The 17282-nt window shown below is 71.3% G+C and carries 15 protein-coding genes and 3 pseudogenes; 7 read left to right on the top strand and 11 right to left on the bottom strand.

Annotated elements, in window-relative coordinates; translation table 11 throughout:
- Positions 1-15: 15 nt before the first annotated feature.
- On the bottom strand, positions 16-543 hold the full coding sequence (locus LAJ50_RS06585; RefSeq protein WP_130551703.1) for a YqiA/YcfP family alpha/beta fold hydrolase: 528 nt from the start codon (positions 541-543) through the stop codon (positions 16-18).
- Positions 540-1031, bottom strand: a complete 492-nt coding sequence (locus LAJ50_RS06580) for an MOSC domain-containing protein (RefSeq protein WP_130551702.1) — start codon at positions 1029-1031, stop codon at positions 540-542. The genes LAJ50_RS06585 and LAJ50_RS06580 overlap by 4 nt, the downstream gene beginning before the upstream one ends.
- 91 nt (positions 1032-1122) lie before the next feature.
- On the opposite strand from LAJ50_RS06580, the gene LAJ50_RS06575 reads away from it, so the two are divergent.
- Entirely contained in the window at positions 1123-1686 is a 564-nt protein-coding gene (locus LAJ50_RS06575) for an N-acetylmuramoyl-L-alanine amidase (protein WP_130551701.1), read from the top strand.
- Positions 1687-1877: 191 nt separating this feature from the next.
- Here the strand turns inward: LAJ50_RS06575 and trxC are convergent, their stop codons facing one another.
- Both trxC and LAJ50_RS06565 read right to left on the bottom strand, forming a co-directional pair.
- On the bottom strand, positions 1878-2321 hold the full coding sequence (gene trxC, locus LAJ50_RS06570; RefSeq protein ID WP_130551700.1) for a thioredoxin TrxC: 444 nt from the start codon (positions 2319-2321) through the stop codon (positions 1878-1880).
- Positions 2318-2797, bottom strand: coding sequence for an OsmC family protein (locus tag LAJ50_RS06565; protein ID WP_130551699.1), 480 nt, complete (start codon positions 2795-2797; stop codon positions 2318-2320). The genes trxC and LAJ50_RS06565 overlap by 4 nt, the downstream gene beginning before the upstream one ends.
- Positions 2798-2957: 160 nt before the next feature.
- On the opposite strand from LAJ50_RS06565, the gene modA reads away from it, so the two are divergent.
- The 4 genes and pseudogenes from modA to LAJ50_RS06545 all read left to right on the top strand — a co-directional run bounded on the left by modA (position 2958) and on the right by LAJ50_RS06545 (position 5674).
- Positions 2958-3737 carry a molybdate ABC transporter substrate-binding protein gene (gene modA, locus LAJ50_RS06560; RefSeq protein ID WP_130551698.1) on the top strand — a complete coding sequence of 260 codons (780 nt, stop codon included), beginning with the start codon at positions 2958-2960 and terminating at the stop codon, positions 3735-3737.
- A gap of 3 nt (positions 3738-3740) precedes the next feature.
- Positions 3741-4439: a molybdate ABC transporter permease subunit gene (gene modB, locus LAJ50_RS06555; RefSeq protein ID WP_130551697.1), complete on the top strand. Its 699-nt coding sequence runs from the start codon at positions 3741-3743 to the stop codon at positions 4437-4439.
- Positions 4439-5056 carry a molybdenum ABC transporter ATP-binding protein gene (modC, locus tag LAJ50_RS06550; protein WP_130551696.1) on the top strand — a complete coding sequence of 206 codons (618 nt, stop codon included), beginning with the start codon at positions 4439-4441 and terminating at the stop codon, positions 5054-5056. The genes modB and modC overlap by 1 nt, the downstream gene beginning before the upstream one ends.
- Positions 5057-5115: 59 nt before the next feature.
- Positions 5116-5674, top strand: a pseudogene (locus LAJ50_RS06545) (flavin reductase family protein).
- Positions 5675-5793: 119 nt separating this feature from the next.
- Here the strand turns inward: LAJ50_RS06545 and LAJ50_RS06540 are convergent.
- Together LAJ50_RS06540 and LAJ50_RS06535 are read right to left on the bottom strand one after the other, a co-directional pair.
- Positions 5794-6378: a hypothetical protein gene (locus tag LAJ50_RS06540; RefSeq protein ID WP_130551694.1), complete on the bottom strand. Its 585-nt coding sequence runs from the start codon at positions 6376-6378 to the stop codon at positions 5794-5796.
- Positions 6379-6467: 89 nt separating this feature from the next.
- Positions 6468-6890: an energy transducer TonB gene (locus LAJ50_RS06535; RefSeq protein WP_224096547.1), complete on the bottom strand. Its 423-nt coding sequence runs from the start codon at positions 6888-6890 to the stop codon at positions 6468-6470.
- Here LAJ50_RS06535 and LAJ50_RS06530 point away from each other — a divergent pair.
- A pseudogene (locus tag LAJ50_RS06530) lies at positions 6848-6943 on the top strand (pilus assembly protein PilA); the annotation flags it as partial. The gene LAJ50_RS06535 and the pseudogene LAJ50_RS06530 sit on opposite strands and share 43 nt — an antisense overlap.
- A gap of 466 nt (positions 6944-7409) precedes the next feature.
- Here LAJ50_RS06530 and LAJ50_RS06525 read toward each other — a convergent pair.
- The 3 genes and pseudogenes from LAJ50_RS06525 to LAJ50_RS06515 form a co-directional block, all read right to left on the bottom strand.
- Positions 7410-8162 (bottom strand): annotated as a pseudogene (locus LAJ50_RS06525) (M56 family metallopeptidase); the annotation flags it as partial.
- Positions 8163-8166: 4 nt separating this feature from the next.
- Positions 8167-8535 (bottom strand): BlaI/MecI/CopY family transcriptional regulator, encoded by a 369-nt coding sequence (locus tag LAJ50_RS06520; protein WP_130551692.1) that lies wholly within the window; start codon positions 8533-8535, stop codon positions 8167-8169.
- 156 nt (positions 8536-8691) lie between these two features.
- The gene (locus LAJ50_RS06515; protein WP_138652870.1) at positions 8692-10833 is read right to left on the bottom strand and encodes a TonB-dependent siderophore receptor; all 2142 of its coding nucleotides are present in this window, start codon (positions 10831-10833) and stop codon (positions 8692-8694) included.
- Between the two features lie 265 nt (positions 10834-11098).
- On the opposite strand from LAJ50_RS06515, the gene LAJ50_RS06510 reads away from it, so the two are divergent.
- Positions 11099-13060 (top strand): acetyl-CoA hydrolase/transferase C-terminal domain-containing protein, encoded by a 1962-nt coding sequence (locus LAJ50_RS06510; protein ID WP_138652872.1) that lies wholly within the window; start codon positions 11099-11101, stop codon positions 13058-13060.
- 102 nt (positions 13061-13162) lie between these two features.
- Here LAJ50_RS06510 and LAJ50_RS06505 read toward each other — a convergent pair whose 3' ends face one another.
- Together LAJ50_RS06505 and mprF are read right to left on the bottom strand one after the other, a co-directional pair.
- Positions 13163-14578, bottom strand: coding sequence for an AcvB/VirJ family lysyl-phosphatidylglycerol hydrolase (locus tag LAJ50_RS06505; protein ID WP_138652874.1), 1416 nt, complete (start codon positions 14576-14578; stop codon positions 13163-13165).
- Entirely contained in the window at positions 14575-17157 is a 2583-nt protein-coding gene (gene mprF / locus LAJ50_RS06500) for a bifunctional lysylphosphatidylglycerol flippase/synthetase MprF (protein ID WP_138652876.1), read from the bottom strand. Before mprF ends, LAJ50_RS06505 begins: the two co-directional genes overlap by 4 nt.
- Positions 17158-17282: the final 125 nt, after the last annotated feature.

Raw genomic sequence — 17282 nt, 5'->3', positions numbered from 1 at the left:
GCCGCTCACTCCTGCCTAAAGCCCCGCCAGCAGCTCGCCGAACGCCGCAGCCGCGGCCTCGACGTGGTTGGCCAGGCGATGGTCGTCGTTGACCAGCAGCAGGCGGGCGCGGCGGGCCTGGGCCCAGTCGATGACATTGCGGGCGGGGATCAGCTCATCGTCCCAGCCATGGATGACCGACAGCGGCACCTGCGCCGCGTCCAGGGCGGGCATCGGCCCCAGCGCGGTCGGCGGCGCCATCAGGAACAGCCCATGCACCGGCACCTGCAGCGACACCTGGGCCGAGGTATAGGCGCCGAGGCTGGAGCCGACCAGCACCAGCGGCCCCCTGCGCGCGGCGGCTTCGGCCAGCGTGCGCAGGCGCGCCAGGCGCGCGCCGACATCGCCGAGCTGGCTCAGGTCGCTGCGCGCGTCCAGGTCGGTGAAGTCCGGCCGCTCGCTGGTCCAGCCGGCGGCCTGGGCGACCTGCGCCAGCGCGGTGACCTTGGTCGCGTCCGGCCCGCTCTCGAAGCCGTGCGAGAGGATGACGTGGCCGCGGATCACAGCGGCACCACCGCATCGCCCACCGCGAAGCTGCCGCCTTCGAGGATGCGCGCGCACAGGCCGCCATGGCCGCGCATGGCGTTGTAGCCGCCGGCGCCCAGCGCGTCCTCCATGCGCGAGCACGGATCGCATGGCTCGGTGCCTTCCAGCACCACGCTGCCGATGCGGAAGCGGCGCTCCTTCAACGCGATCAGCGGGATGCCCCGCACCACCACGTTGCGGCGCAGGGTGGCCGCCTGCACCGCGTCCAGCCCGGCCAGCGTGGCGATCACGGGCAGATGCTCGGCCTGGATCAGGGTCAGGCCGCGCTTGCCGCTGCCGCCCTTGTAGCGATCGCCTTCCAGGCCGCCGCCGGTGCCGGCCTGGACGTGCTGGACGGCCTGCATCGGCACATCGCGCGCCGGGCGCAGCCCGATCCATTCCACCGTGCCTGGGCGCGGCAGGGTGGCCATCAGCCTGGCCAGAGGGGAATCGGGATTGAGCGGCATGCGGATCGGACGCGACAGGCGGCGCCTGGCGCCGGGGACGCGCAGTTTACCCCGCCCTCGCCCGCGGCCCGCCCGTGTAGCATCGGCGCCCATGCCCGATGCCTTGCCGATCACCGCCGATCCCCTGCCCTACCAGGACCTGCTGGAGGCGCGGCCCCTGGACCGGATCGACCTGGTGGTCATCCACTGCACCGAGCTGCCGGACCTGGCCACCGCGCGCCACTACGGCGAACAGCCGCGCTATGCCTCGGGCACCGGCAACAGCGGGCACTGGTACATCGACCGCGACGGCGGCGTGCAGCAGTGGATCGCGCCCGAACGCGTCGCCCACCATGTGCGAGGCCTCAACGCGCGCAGCGTCGGCATCGAACTGGTCAACCGCGGCCGCTACCCGCACTGGCTGCACGCCGACCATCAGGCAATGGACGAGCCCTATCCCGAGGCCCAGATCGAGGCCCTGCTCGCCCTGCTCGACCGGCTGCGGCAGACGCTGCCGGCCCTGCGCTGGATCGCCGGACACGAGGACCTGGACACCGCCCAGGTGCCCGCCGAGGACGCGCCCACCGTGCTGGTCGCACGCAAGCGCGACCCGGGACCGCTGTTCCCGTGGGAACGCGTCCTGGCGCGCGCGGGGCTGGAGCGGTTGCTGCCCTGAGCGATGGGCGGTGGCGATGGGCAGTGGCATCGGGTTTCATGCTGCGAACCCGCGGCCGTCATCCCCGCGAACGCGGAGATATCCAGCGACTTCCGTCCGGCCCCCGCAAAAGCCGCTGGGACCCCGCGTTCGCGGGAACGACGACAGGAAGTTTTCCGCGGCACCCGTGGCGCTTCGCTGCCCGACCCTGCTCAGCCCTGCGCCACGCGCCGTGCCCATTGCACGATCTGCGCCGCCTGCAGCGCGCCGGACTGCCGGCCCAGCTCGCGGCCATGCAGGAACACGGCCATCGTCGGAATGCTGCGGATGGCGAAGCGCGCGCCCAGCGCCGGCTGCGCCTCGGTATCGACCTTGGCCAGGCGCATGCGCGGCTCCAGCTGCTTGGCGGCGGCCTCGAACTGCGGCGCCATCACCCGGCACGGCCCGCACCACGGCGCCCAGAAATCCACCAGCAGCGGCAGATCGCTGTCGCGCGCATGCAGGTCGAACGTGCCGGCGTCCAGCGCCAGCGGATGGCCGGTGAACAAGGCCTGGTGGCAGCGGCCGCAGGTCGGCGCCTCGGCCAGGCGTTCGGCCGGCACGCGGTTGCGCGCCTGGCAGTGCGGGCAGGCGATCAGCAGCGGCGGCGCGCTCACAGGACCGCCTCGGCCGGCGCCTGGCCCAACAGCAGCTGGCCCTGGGCGTCGCGCACCTCAACCTGCACGTCGATGCCCTGGCGCACGCTCTGGGTGACGGTGCAGAAGTCTTCGAAGGTCGCCAGCACCCGCTCCAGGTGCTGGTAGTCCGCACTGCCTTCGGGCAGCTGCAGGGTGACCTGCGCGCGCGGCAGGCGCACGCGACCTTCGGCGTTGCGCTCGCCCACCGCGCTGATCGAGGCGCGTAGCCGGCCGGGCGCATTCTTGTACTTGCGCAGCGCGAACAGCAGGCTGGCGGAGAGGCAGTTGGCGATCGCGGCCAGCAGCAGGTGCGAGGGCCGCGGCCCGTGGTCGTGGCCCAGCGGTGCGCCTTCGTCGGACAGCACGTCGGGCGCGTCGATGCCCTCGAAATGGATGCGGAACACGAAGTCCTGCTCCTGTTCCAGCACGACGGTGATCGGGGCGGCGGTGGTCATGGCGGGGCTGGCCTGTGGACGGGACGGCCAGCCTACTCCGCGCGCCTTGCGGTCGTGGCGTGCCGGGTCGAACGCTCCGTCGCGCCTGTTCTCACCTCCGCCATGGCCGTGTCGCGCGATACTCCGGTTCCCTGAGCGGCCGCCACGAGACGCCATTGCGATGACCTGCCTGTTCTCCCGCCTGCTGCGCGCAGGCCTGGTCCTGTTCGCCACCACCGCGCTAGTCGCGCAGGCGGCCGAGCCCACGCCGGTCACGGTGTTCGCCGCCGCCAGCCTGAAGGAGTCGATGGACCAGGCCGCCGCGCTCTACCGGACGACCACCGGCACCCCGGTCACCGTGTCCTACGCCGCCAGCTCGACGCTGGCGCGCCAGATCGAACAGGGCGCGCCGGCCGACGTGTTCGTCTCGGCCGACCTGGAATGGATGGACTATCTGCAGCAGCGTGCGCTGATCGACCCGGCCAGCCGCCACAATCTGCTCGGCAACACCCTGGTGCTGGTCGCGCCCAAGGCCAGCGCCGTGCAGGTCAGGCTCACCCAGCCCGACGCGCTGAACAAGGCGCTGGGCGAAGGCCGCCTGGCGGTCGGCCAGGTCAACGCCGTGCCCGCCGGCAAGTACGCCAAGGCGGCGCTGACCTCGCTGCGGCTGTGGGACGGGGTGCAGGGCCGGCTGGCCGAGTCGGACAGCGTGCGTTCGGCGCTGCTGCTGGTCTCGCGCGGCGAATCGCCGCTGGGCATCGTCTACGGCTCCGACGCGGCGGCCGACCCCACCGTGCGCGTGGTCGACACCTTCCCCGCCTCCAGCCATCCGGCCATCGTCTATCCGGTGGCCACGCTCAACGCCGGCACCGCGCCGGCGCGCGCCGCCTTCGTGCAGTGGCTGGCCAGCCCGGCCGCGCAGGCGATCTTCCGCCAGCATGGCTTCACGGTGCTGCGCTAAGGCGTGTTCGGTTTCTCGCCCGAAGAACTCACCGCCATCGCCCTGAGCCTGAAGGTGGCCGCGGTGGCGGCCGTGTGCAGCCTGCCGGCGGCGGTGGCGGTGGCCTGGCTGCTGGCGCGGCGGCGCTTTCCCGGGCGCGCGCTGCTCGATGCGCTGGTGCATCTGCCGCTGGTGCTGCCGCCGGTGGTGGTGGGCTATGCGCTGCTGGTGACGCTGGGCACGCGCGGGGCGATCGGGGCCTGGCTGCTGGAACACTTCGGCGTGCGCTTCGCCTTCCGCTGGACCGGTGCGGCGCTGGCCTGCGCGGTCATGGGCTTCCCGCTGATGGTGCGCGCCATCCGGCTGTCGATCGAACAGGTCGACCGCCGCCTGGAGCACGCCGCCGCGACCCTGGGCGCGCCGCCGTGGAAGGTGTTCGCCACCATCACCCTGCCGCTGGCCTGGCCCGGGCTGGTGGCCGGCGTGGTGCTGGCCTTCGCCAAGGCGCTGGGCGAATTCGGCGCCACCATCACCTTCGTCTCCAACATTCCCGGCCAGACGCAGACCATCTCCGCCGCCATCTACGGCCTGCTGCAGGTGCCCGGCGCCGAGGCCGGCATCTGGCGCCTGGCGGCGGTGTCGGTGTGCATCTCGCTGGCCGCGCTGGTGCTGTCCGAATGGCTGGTGCGCCGCCAGCGCGGGCGCGAGACCGAGGTGCTGTGATGCTGGATGCGGACCTGCAGCTGCGGCGCGGCCACTTCACCCGCCACGTGCGCATCCACAGCGATGCGCGCCTGCTGGCGCTGGCCGGGCCCTCCGGCGCGGGCAAGACCAGCGTGCTCAATGCCATCGCCGGGCTGCTGCGGCCGGTGGCCGGGCGCATCGCGGTCGATGGCGTGGTGCTGTTCGACAGCGCAGCCGGCATCGACGTGCCGGTGCACCGGCGCCGGATCGGCTACGTGTTCCAGGATGCGCGCCTGTTCCCGCACCTGGATGTGCGCGGCAACCTGCGCTACGGCACGCACGGGCGCAACGCCGGCGCGCGCTTCGGCTTCGAGGCGGTGGTCGAGCTGCTGGGCATCGGTCCGCTGCTGCAGCGGCGGCCGCGCAATCTCTCCGGCGGCGAGGCCCAGCGCGTGGCGATCGGCCGTGCCCTGCTGTCGCAGCCGGCGCTGCTGCTGCTGGACGAGCCGTTGTCCGCCCTGGATCCGGCGCGGCGCGGCGAGCTGATCCCCTACCTGCGCGGCGTGCGCACCGAACTGCAGCTGCCCATGCTCTACGTCAGCCACCAGCCCGACGAGGTGCAGCAGCTGGCCGATGCGGTGCACGTGCTGGACTGACACGCTGTGCACGGCCGCGGCGCTGCAATGGCCGCCCGCCGTCGCCGTGCAGGGCCCGCATGAAGACACCCGCCAAGGAAGACTTCCCCGTTGACCAGGTACGGCGCTTCCTCGAGCCCGGTCCGGTGGTGCTGGTCAGCAGCGCGCACGCCGGCGCGCGCGACATCATGACCATGGGCTGGCACATGGTGGTCGAGTTCTCGCCCTCGCTGCTGGCCTGCGTGATCGCCAACGGCAACCGCAGCTTCGAGCTGGTGCGCGCCAGCCGCCAGTGCGTGATCAACCTGCCGACCGAGGCGCTGCTGGACACGGTGGTGCGCATCGGCAACTGCAGCGGCACCGAGGTCGACAAGTTCGAGGCCATTCGGCCTGACCGCGCAGCCGGCGAGCCAGGTCCAGGCGCCGCTGATCGCCGAGTGCCACGCCAGCTTCGAATGCCGCCTGCACGATGACGCGCTGGTGGAGCGCCACAACCTGTTCGTCTGGGAAGTGGTCAAGGCGCACGTGGCGCCGACGCCGAAGATCCCGCGCACCGTGCACTACCGTGGCGATGGCCAGTTCATGGTGTCCGGCCCCGAACGCTCGCGCCGTGGCCTGTTCAAGCCGGAGATGCTGTAGCAGCCGAGTGGAATCGCCTGTAGAGCCGCTCTTGCGCCTTTTTGGCCAATGGCGGCGACGAGTTTTACCTGGAAAGCCTCATCGCCGCCGTGGCGGCTCCACCCGGCGCACCCAGGCGATCAACGCCCGCCCACGCCGCCCCGCTCCACGCGCACGCGCCCCTGCTCCACCTCGAAGGTGAACGCGTACAGCAGCGTCACCGGCACCGGCTCGACCGACTGCGCACCGTCGCAGCGCTCCGGATCGGCCGGCGGATGCGCGGCGCTGAAATGGCAGACGGCGGCCGGCTCGAAGCGCCATTGCCGCACCTGGGCCAGCATCGCCTGCACCAGGTCGGCATTGTCCGGCTGCGCGCCGGCGGCGCATTCATCGCGGTCGGCCAGCGGCTCGGCACGCAGCACCGCGCCGCGCGCATCGAGGATCACGCGCGCGCAGACCGTCGTCGGCGCCAGCGTCTGCCGCGGCGAGTCGGCGGGCAGCGCGGGGTTGTCGGCCTGCACCGGCTGCGGCATGCGGAACACCTCGGTCGGCGCCAGCGCGTAGCGCTCGATCTTGCCGGCGCCGTTGCCGCCCTCCGGGGTCAGCATGCGTTGATCGACGTTGGCATTGCGGACCAGGGTGTCCTGGGTCTGGTCGAGCGGATGCGTGGCGCAGGCAGAGAGGAGCAGCGCCAGCGCAAGGATCGTGGCGAAAGACAGAGGCAACGATGAGGCTCTGCGGGGAAGGCCCCGGTCGCCGCCATCGCGGCTCCCACGAAAGCGTGCGGGTGGGACGCTCTTCGGCTGCGCGGCCATCAGCGACTCGCCATGAAGTGGGAAGGCGCTGCGACGTCCGCCACGGCGCTGCCACCAGCGGCTGGCGCACGCGAGCGGGCAGGCGCGGATGCAACGCCGTCGTGCGACGCAGCTGGCGCATCCGGTTCGAAGTCGATCGGCACGCGCACGCGATGGGCGATCGGCCGACCCTGCTCCAACACCGGCTTGAACTTCCACTTGCGTGCCGCTTCCACCGAGACGGCCTCGAACACGCCCGCGGGCCTGGATGCTTCAATCTGCACGTCCTGCACTGAACCGTCTGCCGCCACATCGACCAGCATCACCACACGCCCGGAAATGCCGTTGTTCGCGGCGTCCTTGGGATAGCGCGGCGGCGCATGCCGGGAATAGTCGAAGGGCGATCCCCCCTCCTCTTGCGCCTGCTCAGGCGCACGCGCCACCTGCTTGCGCGCCACCGGCGCTGCGGCGGCGACGCGACGGGCCGGGACATCCAGCGCGCGTACCCGCACCGACAACGCCACACCGGGCGCGGCGCCCCGCACCGGGCCGGTCGTCAGCTTGAGCGATGCCGCCTCGCCCAGGCGCGCGATCAGCAGCACCGGCCCGGTCATGTCGGCACCGTCCCGCGCCAGCCTGGCATGCACCCTGGCTTGGCCAGGGGCATCGGGCTCGACGCGCAGCTCGCCGCTCCAGCGGTGTCCGGCCTTGGTGTCGATGGCAAAGGCGAACGGCACGCCGGCCGCGCTGTGCATCTCCAGCGCGTGGCGCTCGCCGTCCACCTCGATCTGCAGGTTCGCGCCGTACTGCGCGGCGGTGGGCGCCGCCGCATGCGCCGACGGCGCAGCGGCCGGCTGTTGCGCCCAGGCCACATAGCCACCGCCGGCGAACAGCGCCGGCAGCAGGACGGCGGACAGACGCCTCTGCCAACGACGGGGACTGGGACGTTTCAACATGGCGATCCGCTCCTTGATCGGGTGTGTGTGCCAGTGGCAGCCCACCGGCAGGGCGAAGACCTCCAGCTGCGTCTTCAACATGGCCTGCGCATACGCCCGCCGCGCCCGCGGATGCCGCCGCAGCACGCGCGCATCGCAGGCCAGCTCCTGGTCCTGGCGATAGCACGCCACCGCCCAGTGCAGCAGCGGGTTGAACCAGTAGACGCAGCGCAGCAGCGCCACCAGCGCATTGCAGGGCAGATCGCCGCAGGCGATGTGCTGGCGCTCGTGCGCGACCACCAGGGCGCGTTCGTCCGCGTCGTAGCGATGCAGGAAATCCGCCGGCAGCACGATGCGCGGGCGCAGCACGCCGGTCACCGCCGGCAGCCCCGCGCTGACCGCGGCCACGCGCAGGCCTTGGCCGCGCACCCGCAGCGGACCGAGCCGGCGCAGGAACCGCCGCTGCTGCCACAGCTGCAGGCCGGCCATCGCCAGCGCGCCGATCGACCAGACGACCAGCAGCACGCTGGTCCACGCAAGGTCGGAAGCCTGCGGCAAGGCCGTCACGGGCTGGCTCGTGCCGAACCCGACCGCCACCGGCATCAGCGCGACCGGCGCCGTTGGCGCCGGCAGCAGCACCGCGATCAGCGCCACGGGGACCAGCGCCCACAGTGTATAGGCCGCGCCGGCGCCCAGGGCCGCGCGCAGCGGCCTGCGCAGCGACATCACCACGAGCAGCGCCGCGCTGGTGGCCAGCGTGCTCTGTCCCAGCCACGCCATCAGTTCACTGCTCATCGTCCAGCTCCTGGACCAGGCGCTTGAGCTCGGCGATGTCCTGCGCCGAGAGCTTGCCGCGCTGCGAAAAATGCGCCACCAGCGGCGCCACGCGCCCGCCGAACACCCGCTCCAGCAGTCCCTCGCTCTGCTGCTGCACCCAGGCCTGGCGCGTGAGCACCGGCGAGTAGAGATAGCGGCGCCCCTCCTTGGTCGCCTGGATCGCGCCCTTGTTGAGCAGGCGGTTGAGCAGGGTCTTGATGGTCGGCTCGGCCCAGTCGTTGCGGCGGGCCAGCGCGGCGACGACCTCGTCGGCGCCCAGCGGGCTGCGCTCCCACAGCACGTCCATCACCACCGCCTCGGCCTCGCTGATCGCCATGTCGTTTACGCCTGTAATTTTTATTGAAATTACATTCGTAATCGAAGCACTGTCAAGCGCTCCGCGCGGCACCACGCTGGTGACGCATCCGCCCAACGCAAAAGCGCCGGTGGGGCCGGCGCTTGGCGAACAAAGACGCGGACCGCGCCGATCGGCTCAGAAGCGCCACTCCAGGCTGGCCGTGGTGTTGCGCGGCGCGCCGTAGTAGCCGATCTGGTACAGGCTGCCGATGTACTTGCGGTCGGTGATGTTGCGTGCGTTGACGCGCAGGGTCAGGTCGCGGGTGATGTCCCAGCCGACGAAGGCATCGAGCACGGTGTGCGCGTCCTGGCTAACCGTGTAGCCGGTGTAGCTGTCCGGGCCGGAGACGGTCTTGTCCTGCCAGCGGCCGCTGACGCCGAAGGACAGCGCGCTGTAGCTGGGCAGGCGCGCGCTGACGGCCAGGTTGGCCGTATTGCGCGGCACCCAGGGATAGGTGTCATCGCCCTGCTCGCCATCCATCTTCAGATGCGTATAGCCGAACACCAGGTCGAGATAGTCGTTGACCTTGCCGGTGACCTCCAGCTCGACGCCCTTGGACTCCACGTCGGAAGGCTCGTAGTAGTAGTTGCCGCTGGCCGGGTCCAGCCCGCGGTAGACCGCCAGGCCATCCTGCTTGGCATCGAACACCGCCAGCGTGGTCAGCAGGCGCTGGTCCAGCCAGTTGGCCTTGACGCCGATCTCGTAGTTCTTGCCCTTGGTCGGCGGCAGGTAGTTCTGGAGGATGTCCTGCTGGTCCTGCGGCTGGTAGATGTCCGAATAGCTGACATAGCCCAGCACGTCGGGGGTGAAGTCCCAGGTCAGGCCGGCATAAGGGCTGGTATGGCTGTCGCTCTGCTCGAAGTAGGCGCCGGCGGCCAGGCCGTTGCGCGAGAACGAGGTGTAGTTGAAGCCCAGCACCGTCTTCAGGCGCTCGGTCAGGGACACATGCGTGGCGCCGTAGGCGCGCTTGATGTGCTGGTTGAGCGAGTCCTGCGGCTGCGGCGCGCCCCAGAGCGGTTCGGGCACGACGTCGCCGGCATAGGGGAAGCCCGGCAGCGCGCCGAAACCGGACAGCGCCGACCAGTAGTGTCCCCCGCTTTCGCTCTGGGCCAGGCTGAAGCCCAGCATCGCCTCCTGCGGACGGCCGAACAGCGCATAGGTCCCGTTGAGTTCGACCGTGCCCAGGTTGGCGGTGACCTTGTCGCGCCCCTTGTACGGCCAGCCGTTCAATCCTTCGCCGGTCAGCGGATCCAGGCCGGTGGTGGTGTAGGCGAAGAACAGCTGGTCGTCCTCGGCGCTGCGCCGGTAGTTGTAGGCCACCTTCAGTTTCCAGTCCGGGCTGAGCTGCTGGGCGTACTCGACGAAGCCGGTCTGGTTGTTGGTGTTCCAGTAGGTCCAGTCCTGGGTGGTGGAGGCGCTGCGGCTCCAGCCGATCTGGCCGCCGCCGATGGTGTTGAAGGTCAGCGCGCCCCACATGTTGCCGGTGCTGTTGGCCTGCTGCCACGAGTAGCCCGCGGTCAGCGTGCCGTTCTCGCCGATCTGGCCGTCGACCACGCCGTAGAGGAAGGTGCGCTCCTTGTCGTAGTCGCGCAGGTACGAGCCACCGTCCTCGTGCGCGGCGACCACGCGCACCGCCCAGCTGCCGTCGGTGGTGATCGGCGAGGAGTAGTCCACCTGCTCGCGCCTGGTATTCCACGCGCCGTAGCTGATCCCGACCGAGCCCTGCTCGTCGTTGGTCGGCCGCTTGCGCACGTAGTTGATCGTGCCGGCCGCATTGCCCACGCCGGTCAGCAGGCCGTTGGCGCCGCGGATCACCTCGATCTTGTCGTAGCCGTACGAATCCATCGCACCGGTGACGATGCCCCAGCCGTTGGGCAGGCCGATGCCGTCGATCTGCGTGTTCTCGATCTCGAAGCCGCGCGAGAGATAGTTGGTGCGGTTGGTCTCCCACTCCTCCACCTGGATGCCGGTCGCCAGGCGCAGCGCATCGTTGAGCGTGTTGGCGCCGAAGGCGTCCATCTGCTCGCGGCTGATGACGCTGATCGACTGCGGCGTGTCCTTGATCGCCAGGTCCAGGTTGGTGGCGCCGTTGCTGACGCGCTGCGCGCGCTGGGAGACCACCAGGATCCTGTCCAGGTCCTGGGCCTGGTCGGCGTCGGCCGGTCCGCCCTGCGTCTGCGCCTGGGCGGACAGCGCCAGGGCCAGGCCGGCGGCCAGGACGGAACAGCGCGGCAGCGGCCGGCGGGAGAGGCGAAGGGAGGCGCGGGTGAACGGCATGGGGACGATCCGGTGGCTGAGGCAGGGCGCACCTGGCCGGGCGTCGTGCCAGCCGGGGCGAGAAGGGCTTGGGCGCGCAGGCGGGCGAGCGGCTGGCCGGCGCGGGCCGGGGCCGCGTCCATGGCGGCGCCCGGGATGACAGTATATTAATGAAAACCATTCGCATTTTACAGCGCGCCGTGGCAGGGACCGCCTGGATGGCCCGGTACGCGGTCCTGCACGGCGGCTCGGCTACCCTCCTCCCACCGCGACCCGATGTCCCCGCATGCCCCAACACCTCGCCGAGCTGTCCGACGCCGTCGATCTGATCCTGCAGCGCGTGCCCGGCCCGCTGCGTGTCGCCGCGCCGCTGGGCATCGGCAAGCCGCATCGCCTGCTCAACGCGCTCTACGACCGCGTCGAACGCGATCCGTCCCGTCCGCTGCTGCTGTTGACCGCACTGTCGCTGGATCCGCCCGCGCCGAAGGGCGACGGGCTGGAGGCGCGCTTCTTCAAGCCGTTCGGCGCGCGCCACTTCGGCGAGGACTTCCCGCGGCTGCGCTATGTGCAGGCGCTCAAGGCCGACGCGCTGCCGGCGCACATCCAGGTCGAGGAGTTCTACATGCAGTCCGGCGCGCTGCTGCACTCGCGGCAGATGCAGCGCCATTACGTCAGCCTCAACTACACCCACGCCGCCGATGGCGTGGCCCAGCGCGCGCCCAACGTGATCGTGCAGAAGGTCGCGCGCGATCCGCAGGCGCGGCCCGGTGACCCGGTGCGCCTGTCGCTGTCGTGCAACAACGACACCACCCAGGACACGCTGGAGGCGATCGCGCGGCGCGGGCTGCCGCGCCCGCTGATGGTGGCCGAGGTCGATCCGCAGCTGCCGTGGATCGGCGGTCAGGCCAGCGTGGCCGAGACCTTCTTCGACGCGGTGATCGACCCGCCCGGGCCATATCCGGCCTTGTTCGCCCTGCCGCGCCAGCCGGTCAGCGACACCGACTACGCCATCGGCCTGTATGCCAGCACCCTGGTGCGCGACGGCGGCACGCTGCAGATCGGCATCGGCACGCTGGCCGATGCGCTGAGCCATGCGCTGGTGCTGCGTCATACCGACAACGCCGCCTACCGGCGCGTGCTGCATGCCCTGGACCCGGAGCTGGTGCATCACCCGGCGGTGATCGAAAGCGGCGGCATGGCACCGTTCCAGACCGGCCTGTACGGCTGCAGCGAGATGCTCAACGAGGGCTTCCGCCTGCTGGTGCAGCACGGGGTGATCAAGCGCCGCGTGCTGGACGATGCGGCGCTGATGCAGCGCCTAGCCGACGGCAGCGCCGATGCGCAGGACCACGACCGGCTGCAGGCCGAGGGCGAGTACCTGCACGGCGCCTTCTATCTTGGCTCGCCGGCGTTCTACGACTGGCTGCGCAACCTGGATCACGACCAGCGCCTCGGCATCGGCATGCTGCGCATCAGCCAGATCAACCAGCTCTACGGCGGCCACGAGGCGCTGGAGCGCCTGCAGCGGGTGCAGGCGCGCTTCTTCAACAGCTGCATGATGGCCACCGCGCTGGGCGCGGCGGTGTCCGACGGGCTGGACGACGGCCGCGTGGTGTCCGGCGTGGGCGGGCAGCACGACTTCGTCAGCATGGCCCACGCCCTACACGACGCCCGCAGCGTGCTGATGCTGCGCGCGGTGCGCGGCGAAGGCGACCGGTCCGAATCCAATGTGCGATGGAACTACGGCCACACCACCATCGCGCGCCATCTGCGCGATGTGTTCGTGGACGAGTACGGCATCGCCGACCTGCGCGCGCAAAGCGATGAGGACTGCATCATCGCCATGGCCGGCATCGCCGATGCGCGCTTCGCCGGGCCGCTGCTGGAACGGGCCAAGGCCGCCGGCAAGCTGCGGCGCGACTTCGCCGCGCCGGCGCAGTGGCAGCGCAACACGCCGCAGCACCTGGCGCAGGCCCTGGCGCCGTTCCGCCGCGACGGCACCCTGCCCGACTATCCGTTGGGCAGCGACTTCACCGACACCGAGCAGCGCCTGGTGCGCGCCCTGACCTGGCTCAGGAGCAACACCGGCACCCGCGGCGGCAAGCTGCGCACGGTCGCCCGCGCCGTGTTCTCACGCGCGCCGGTCGATGCGATCGCGCTGCGGCGCATGGACCTCGAGGCGCCGCGCGGCGTCGGCGAGCATCTGATGGCGCGCCTGCTGCGGCTGGCGCTGGCGCGGACGGCCTGACGCCGGCCGGCCGCGGCCGGCGCCGGCGCCTCGCCAACGCACCGGGTGCGCGTTCGCGCCGATGCCAGCCGTGCGCCTTCGCCGCGCCGGCCGGAAACGACCTCAGCGCTTGTCTTCGGCCGCGCTGGCCGCGGTGAGGATGATGTCGGCCAGGTGCGCGTAGTCGCCGTCGAAGTGGTGGCCGCCGGTCAACGCCTGCACGCGCAGATGACCCGGCGGGATCTTGCTGCACACCTGCTCGTCGTCGCCCTCGCCATAGACGCAGAAGTTCTGCGCCGCCTTGAGCCTGAGGATCTCCGGCATGGTCGGGATGGCGTCGGCGACGTCGTCGCTCATCCAGTTGGTGACATGGAACTCGAACGCGGCGTTGTTGCTCAGCGCCAGGTACACCGCCTGCAGGAGCTGGGCGCGCGTGTCCGGCGCCAGCCGGTTGACCGCGAACGGCAGCACGTCGGCGCCCTGCGAATAGCCGATCAGCATCACCCTGGCCTTGCCCCAGTGCGCGCTGTAGTAGCGGATGATGCGGTCCAGGTCGCTGGCCAGGCCCTGCGGCGTGCGCTTCTTCCAGAAGTAGCGCAGCGAGTCGAAGCCCACCACCGGGATGCCCTTGGCCGCCAGCGCCTTGGCCACCTCCTGATCCAGGCCCGCCCAGCCGCCGTCGCCGCTGAGCAGGATGGCGTAGGTGTCGCCGCGGGCGCCGCCGGTGGCCGGCACCTCGTTCAGGGGCAGGCCCGACAGGTCCTGCGGCGGCGGCGGCGGCAGGGTCGCGACCTGTTCGCGCGCCAGCATGTGCGCGGCGGTGGTCAGCGCGGCGCGGCGCACTGCGGCCTGATCGCCGCCGGTGGCCAGCTGCACGAACGAGGACCCCTTGACCTGCGCGGCGAAGGGCTTGGCGTCGAAGCCCTTCTTCGGCCCGTCGGTGTCCAGCGTCAGCCACGGCACGTCCAGCTTCTGCCGCGCCGGCACCAGCGTGGTGGTCGCCCCGCGCGTGGGCAGCGCGTCGAAGATGTTGCCCTTGCCCTCGCAGGGCACGCGGCCGAGGTCCAGCGCGGGCGTGAAATCCAGGGTCAGCGCGCCGGCGAAGATGCCCGCATCGCCCGCGGCGACCATCGCATAGGCGATGGCCGCACCGCTGCCCTCGCCGATCAGCAGCGGCGCGCGGTAGCCCGGCAGCTGCGCGTAGCCCTGCAGGTAGTGGGAGAGGTTCTCCAGGTCGCCATCGGGAAACACGCACCCCTTGCCGTCGCCGGTGAACTGCCGCCGCATCTGCGGCGTGTCGATGCCGGCCACGAAGGTGCCGTTGGCGGCCAACGCCTGCGCATCGGCGTCCATGGTCGCGTTCCAGCCGCCGTCGCCGGAGAGCATCAGCACCACCTGCTTGAGCGGGCCGACCGGCCGGTACAGCGCCACGTCGCGGAAGTTGCCGTGCGAGATGCGCTCTGGCGCGGGACGCGATTGCTGCGCGGCCACCGGCAGCGCACAGGCCAACAGCAGCAGACAGCTTGCGAGACGGATCATTTGCCGATGACTCCCTTGTAGCCACCGCTGATCAGCGCGGCGACATCGCCCATGACCAGCAGCGGCGCCATGCCGCCTGGCGCGGCCAGGTAGCGGGCTTCCCACTGCGGATCGAATTTTTCCTTGAAGGCCCGCAGGCCCCGGAAGTTGTAGAAGTGCTCGCCGTGGGCGAACAGCAGGCGCCCGATGCGATGCCAGCGCGGCGCCAGCGCGTGGCCGGCCATGCCCGACAGCGGCGCCATGCCCAGGCCGAAGCGCGCATAACCGGCCTGGGCGAAGTGCAGCATCAGCTTGCAGAACAGGAAATCCATCGTGCCGTTGGGCGCGTCCTCCAGCTGGCGCATCAGGTCGATGCTGACCTCCTGCTGCAGGTCGGTCACCAGCAGCGAGGCGAAGGCGATGATCCTGCCTTCGCGCCGCACCACCGCCACCGGGTTGCGCGCGATGTAGGCATCGTCGAAGGCGCCGACCGAGAAGCGCTTCTCGGCGGTGTTGTGCTTGTCCAGCCAGGCATCGGAGACCGCGCGCAGCTCGGGCAGGAGGGCGGCCACCTCCTCGCGCTCGACCAGGCTGAAGCTCAGGCCCTCGCGCTCGCTGCGGTTGACGCCGTTGCGCAGGTTGCCGCGGCGCTTGCCCTGCAGGCTGAAGCCGGCCAGTGGCACCCAGGCGTACTCGCCCAGCTTGAACAGCCGCAGGCCCGCGTCCAGGTACAGCGGCAGCGCGTCCGGGCGGACCTGGTAGAAGCAGCCGCGCGCGCCGGACTCGCGGGCGCGTTCGAGGAAGCGCCACACCAGCTCGGGCCAGGCCTCGCGCGGGCCGGCCGGATCGAACAGCGCCACCCACGACTTGCCCTGGCGGCCGAACATCACGAAGGCATCGCCCTTCTCGGAGAACAGCAGCGGCTTGTCGCCGGTCAGCGCCAGCGCCGCGTCGGCCGAAGGCTGCCGGCGCAGGATCTCCTGCGCCCGCGCCAGTTCTTCGGCACTGGGCAGCGGCAGCGGCGGCGCCGGCGGGCGCAGCAGCTGGCGCAGGGCCAGCACCAGCGCCAGGATCGACACGCCCACCATCGCCCGCAGCGAGCGCGGCGCGTTGCCGTCGAACTCGAACTGCCACCACAGCTGGTTGGCGTAGGCCACGTCGCGATAGACGAAGAACAGCAGCGCGGTCACCGCCACGCACACCACCACCATCGCCAGCAACCAGCCGCCGCTGAAGGGGACGGCCAGCAGCGAGGCCTTGCGCGTGAACTGCTTGCGCGAGAGCAGCAGCACCGCCATCAGGCTGCCCAGCACCAGCGATTCGTCCACCGCCAGGCCCTTGGGCAGCGCCAGCACCAGCGCGGCCAGGGTCAGGACCACCGCCGCCCACCAGGCCGCGTCCAGCCGGCGCAGCAGCGCGCGGGCCACGAACAGCATGGCCACGCCGGCGATCGAACTCAGGAAGTGCGAGGCTTCCACCAGCAGCAGCGGCACGTGCATGGCCAGCAGTTCGGTGGCCTGGTCGGTGGCCGGGGTCACGCCCGAGACCAGCAGCATGATCGCCACCACCGCGGTGAAGGCGGCCAGCAGGTGCGGCGCCAGCCCGACCACCGCGCGGCCGACCGGCGCGGCCGGGCTGCGAAGCAATTCATGCACGGCCAGCACGACCATGGCCAGCAGCAGCGGCAGCACGTAGTAGATCAACCGGTACAGCACCAGCGCGCCGGCCAGCTGGTCCGAGGGCATCGTGCCCTTCAGCGCCAGCAGCATCACCGCCTCGAACACGCCCAGCCCACCCGGCACATGGCTGATCACGCCCAGCACCATGGCCGCGGCATAGAAGCCGACGAAGGCCGGGAAGCCGATCGCGCCGTCCGGCAGCAGGAACCACATCACCGCCGCCGAGGCGACGATGTCCACCACCGACACGCCCAGCTGCTGCCAGGCCATGCTCGGCGCCGGCAGGCGGATGCGGATCGGCCCCAGCCTGAACTCCCCACGCCGGCAGGCCCACATCAGCGCACCGGCCAGCGCCAGCGCGGCCACCGCCAGCGCCTGCAGCATCCATACCGGCATGTGCGCCAGTGGCGCCAGTTCGCGCGCGTCCAGCAGCACGCCGCCGGCGCCGACCACGCTGATGCCCAGCCCGAAGGCCAGCGCGTTGAAGGCGATCGCGCGGGTGATCAGGCCGGCCTCCACGCCGGCCGCGCCATACAGGCGCAGGCGCACCGCGCCGCCGGTGAACACGCCCAGGCCGATCATGTTGCTCAAGGCATAGGCGATGAACGCGGTCTTGGCCACCACGCGATACGGCACGCGCGCGCCGGCGTAGCGTAGCGCCGAGGCGTCGTAGCCGGTCAGCGAGAAGAAGCTCAGCGCGGTCGCGGCCAGCGCCAGGCCCAGTTTCCAGCCCGGCACGTCGCGCACCGAGGCGATGACGCCGTCGTAGGTGATCTGCCGCGACAGGTCGATGAAGGCATCCACGACCAGCGCGGCCACCACCAGCGCGGCCAGCCCCAGCAGCCAGGGACGGGCGCGCTGCAGGCGCGGCAGCCAGGTGTCCACAAAGGCACCACGGGCGCGCAGCTGCGACAGGGTCATGCGACGTCCAGAACGGGGCGGCGGGAAGGCCGCGCATGATGCGCGTGCGGGCGCGAGCGCCGCAAGCCGTGGGGAAATGCCGGAGTCATACCTCGGTCCATCGTCGCGCCAGTCAGCGTCCAGTC

The organism is Pseudoxanthomonas sp. X-1 (assembly GCF_020042665.1).
Lineage (GTDB): Bacteria > Pseudomonadota > Gammaproteobacteria > Xanthomonadales > Xanthomonadaceae > Pseudoxanthomonas_A > Pseudoxanthomonas_A spadix_A.
The sequence above is the reverse complement of the archived record's forward strand: the minus strand, read 5'-3'. Positions and strand labels throughout refer to the sequence as shown.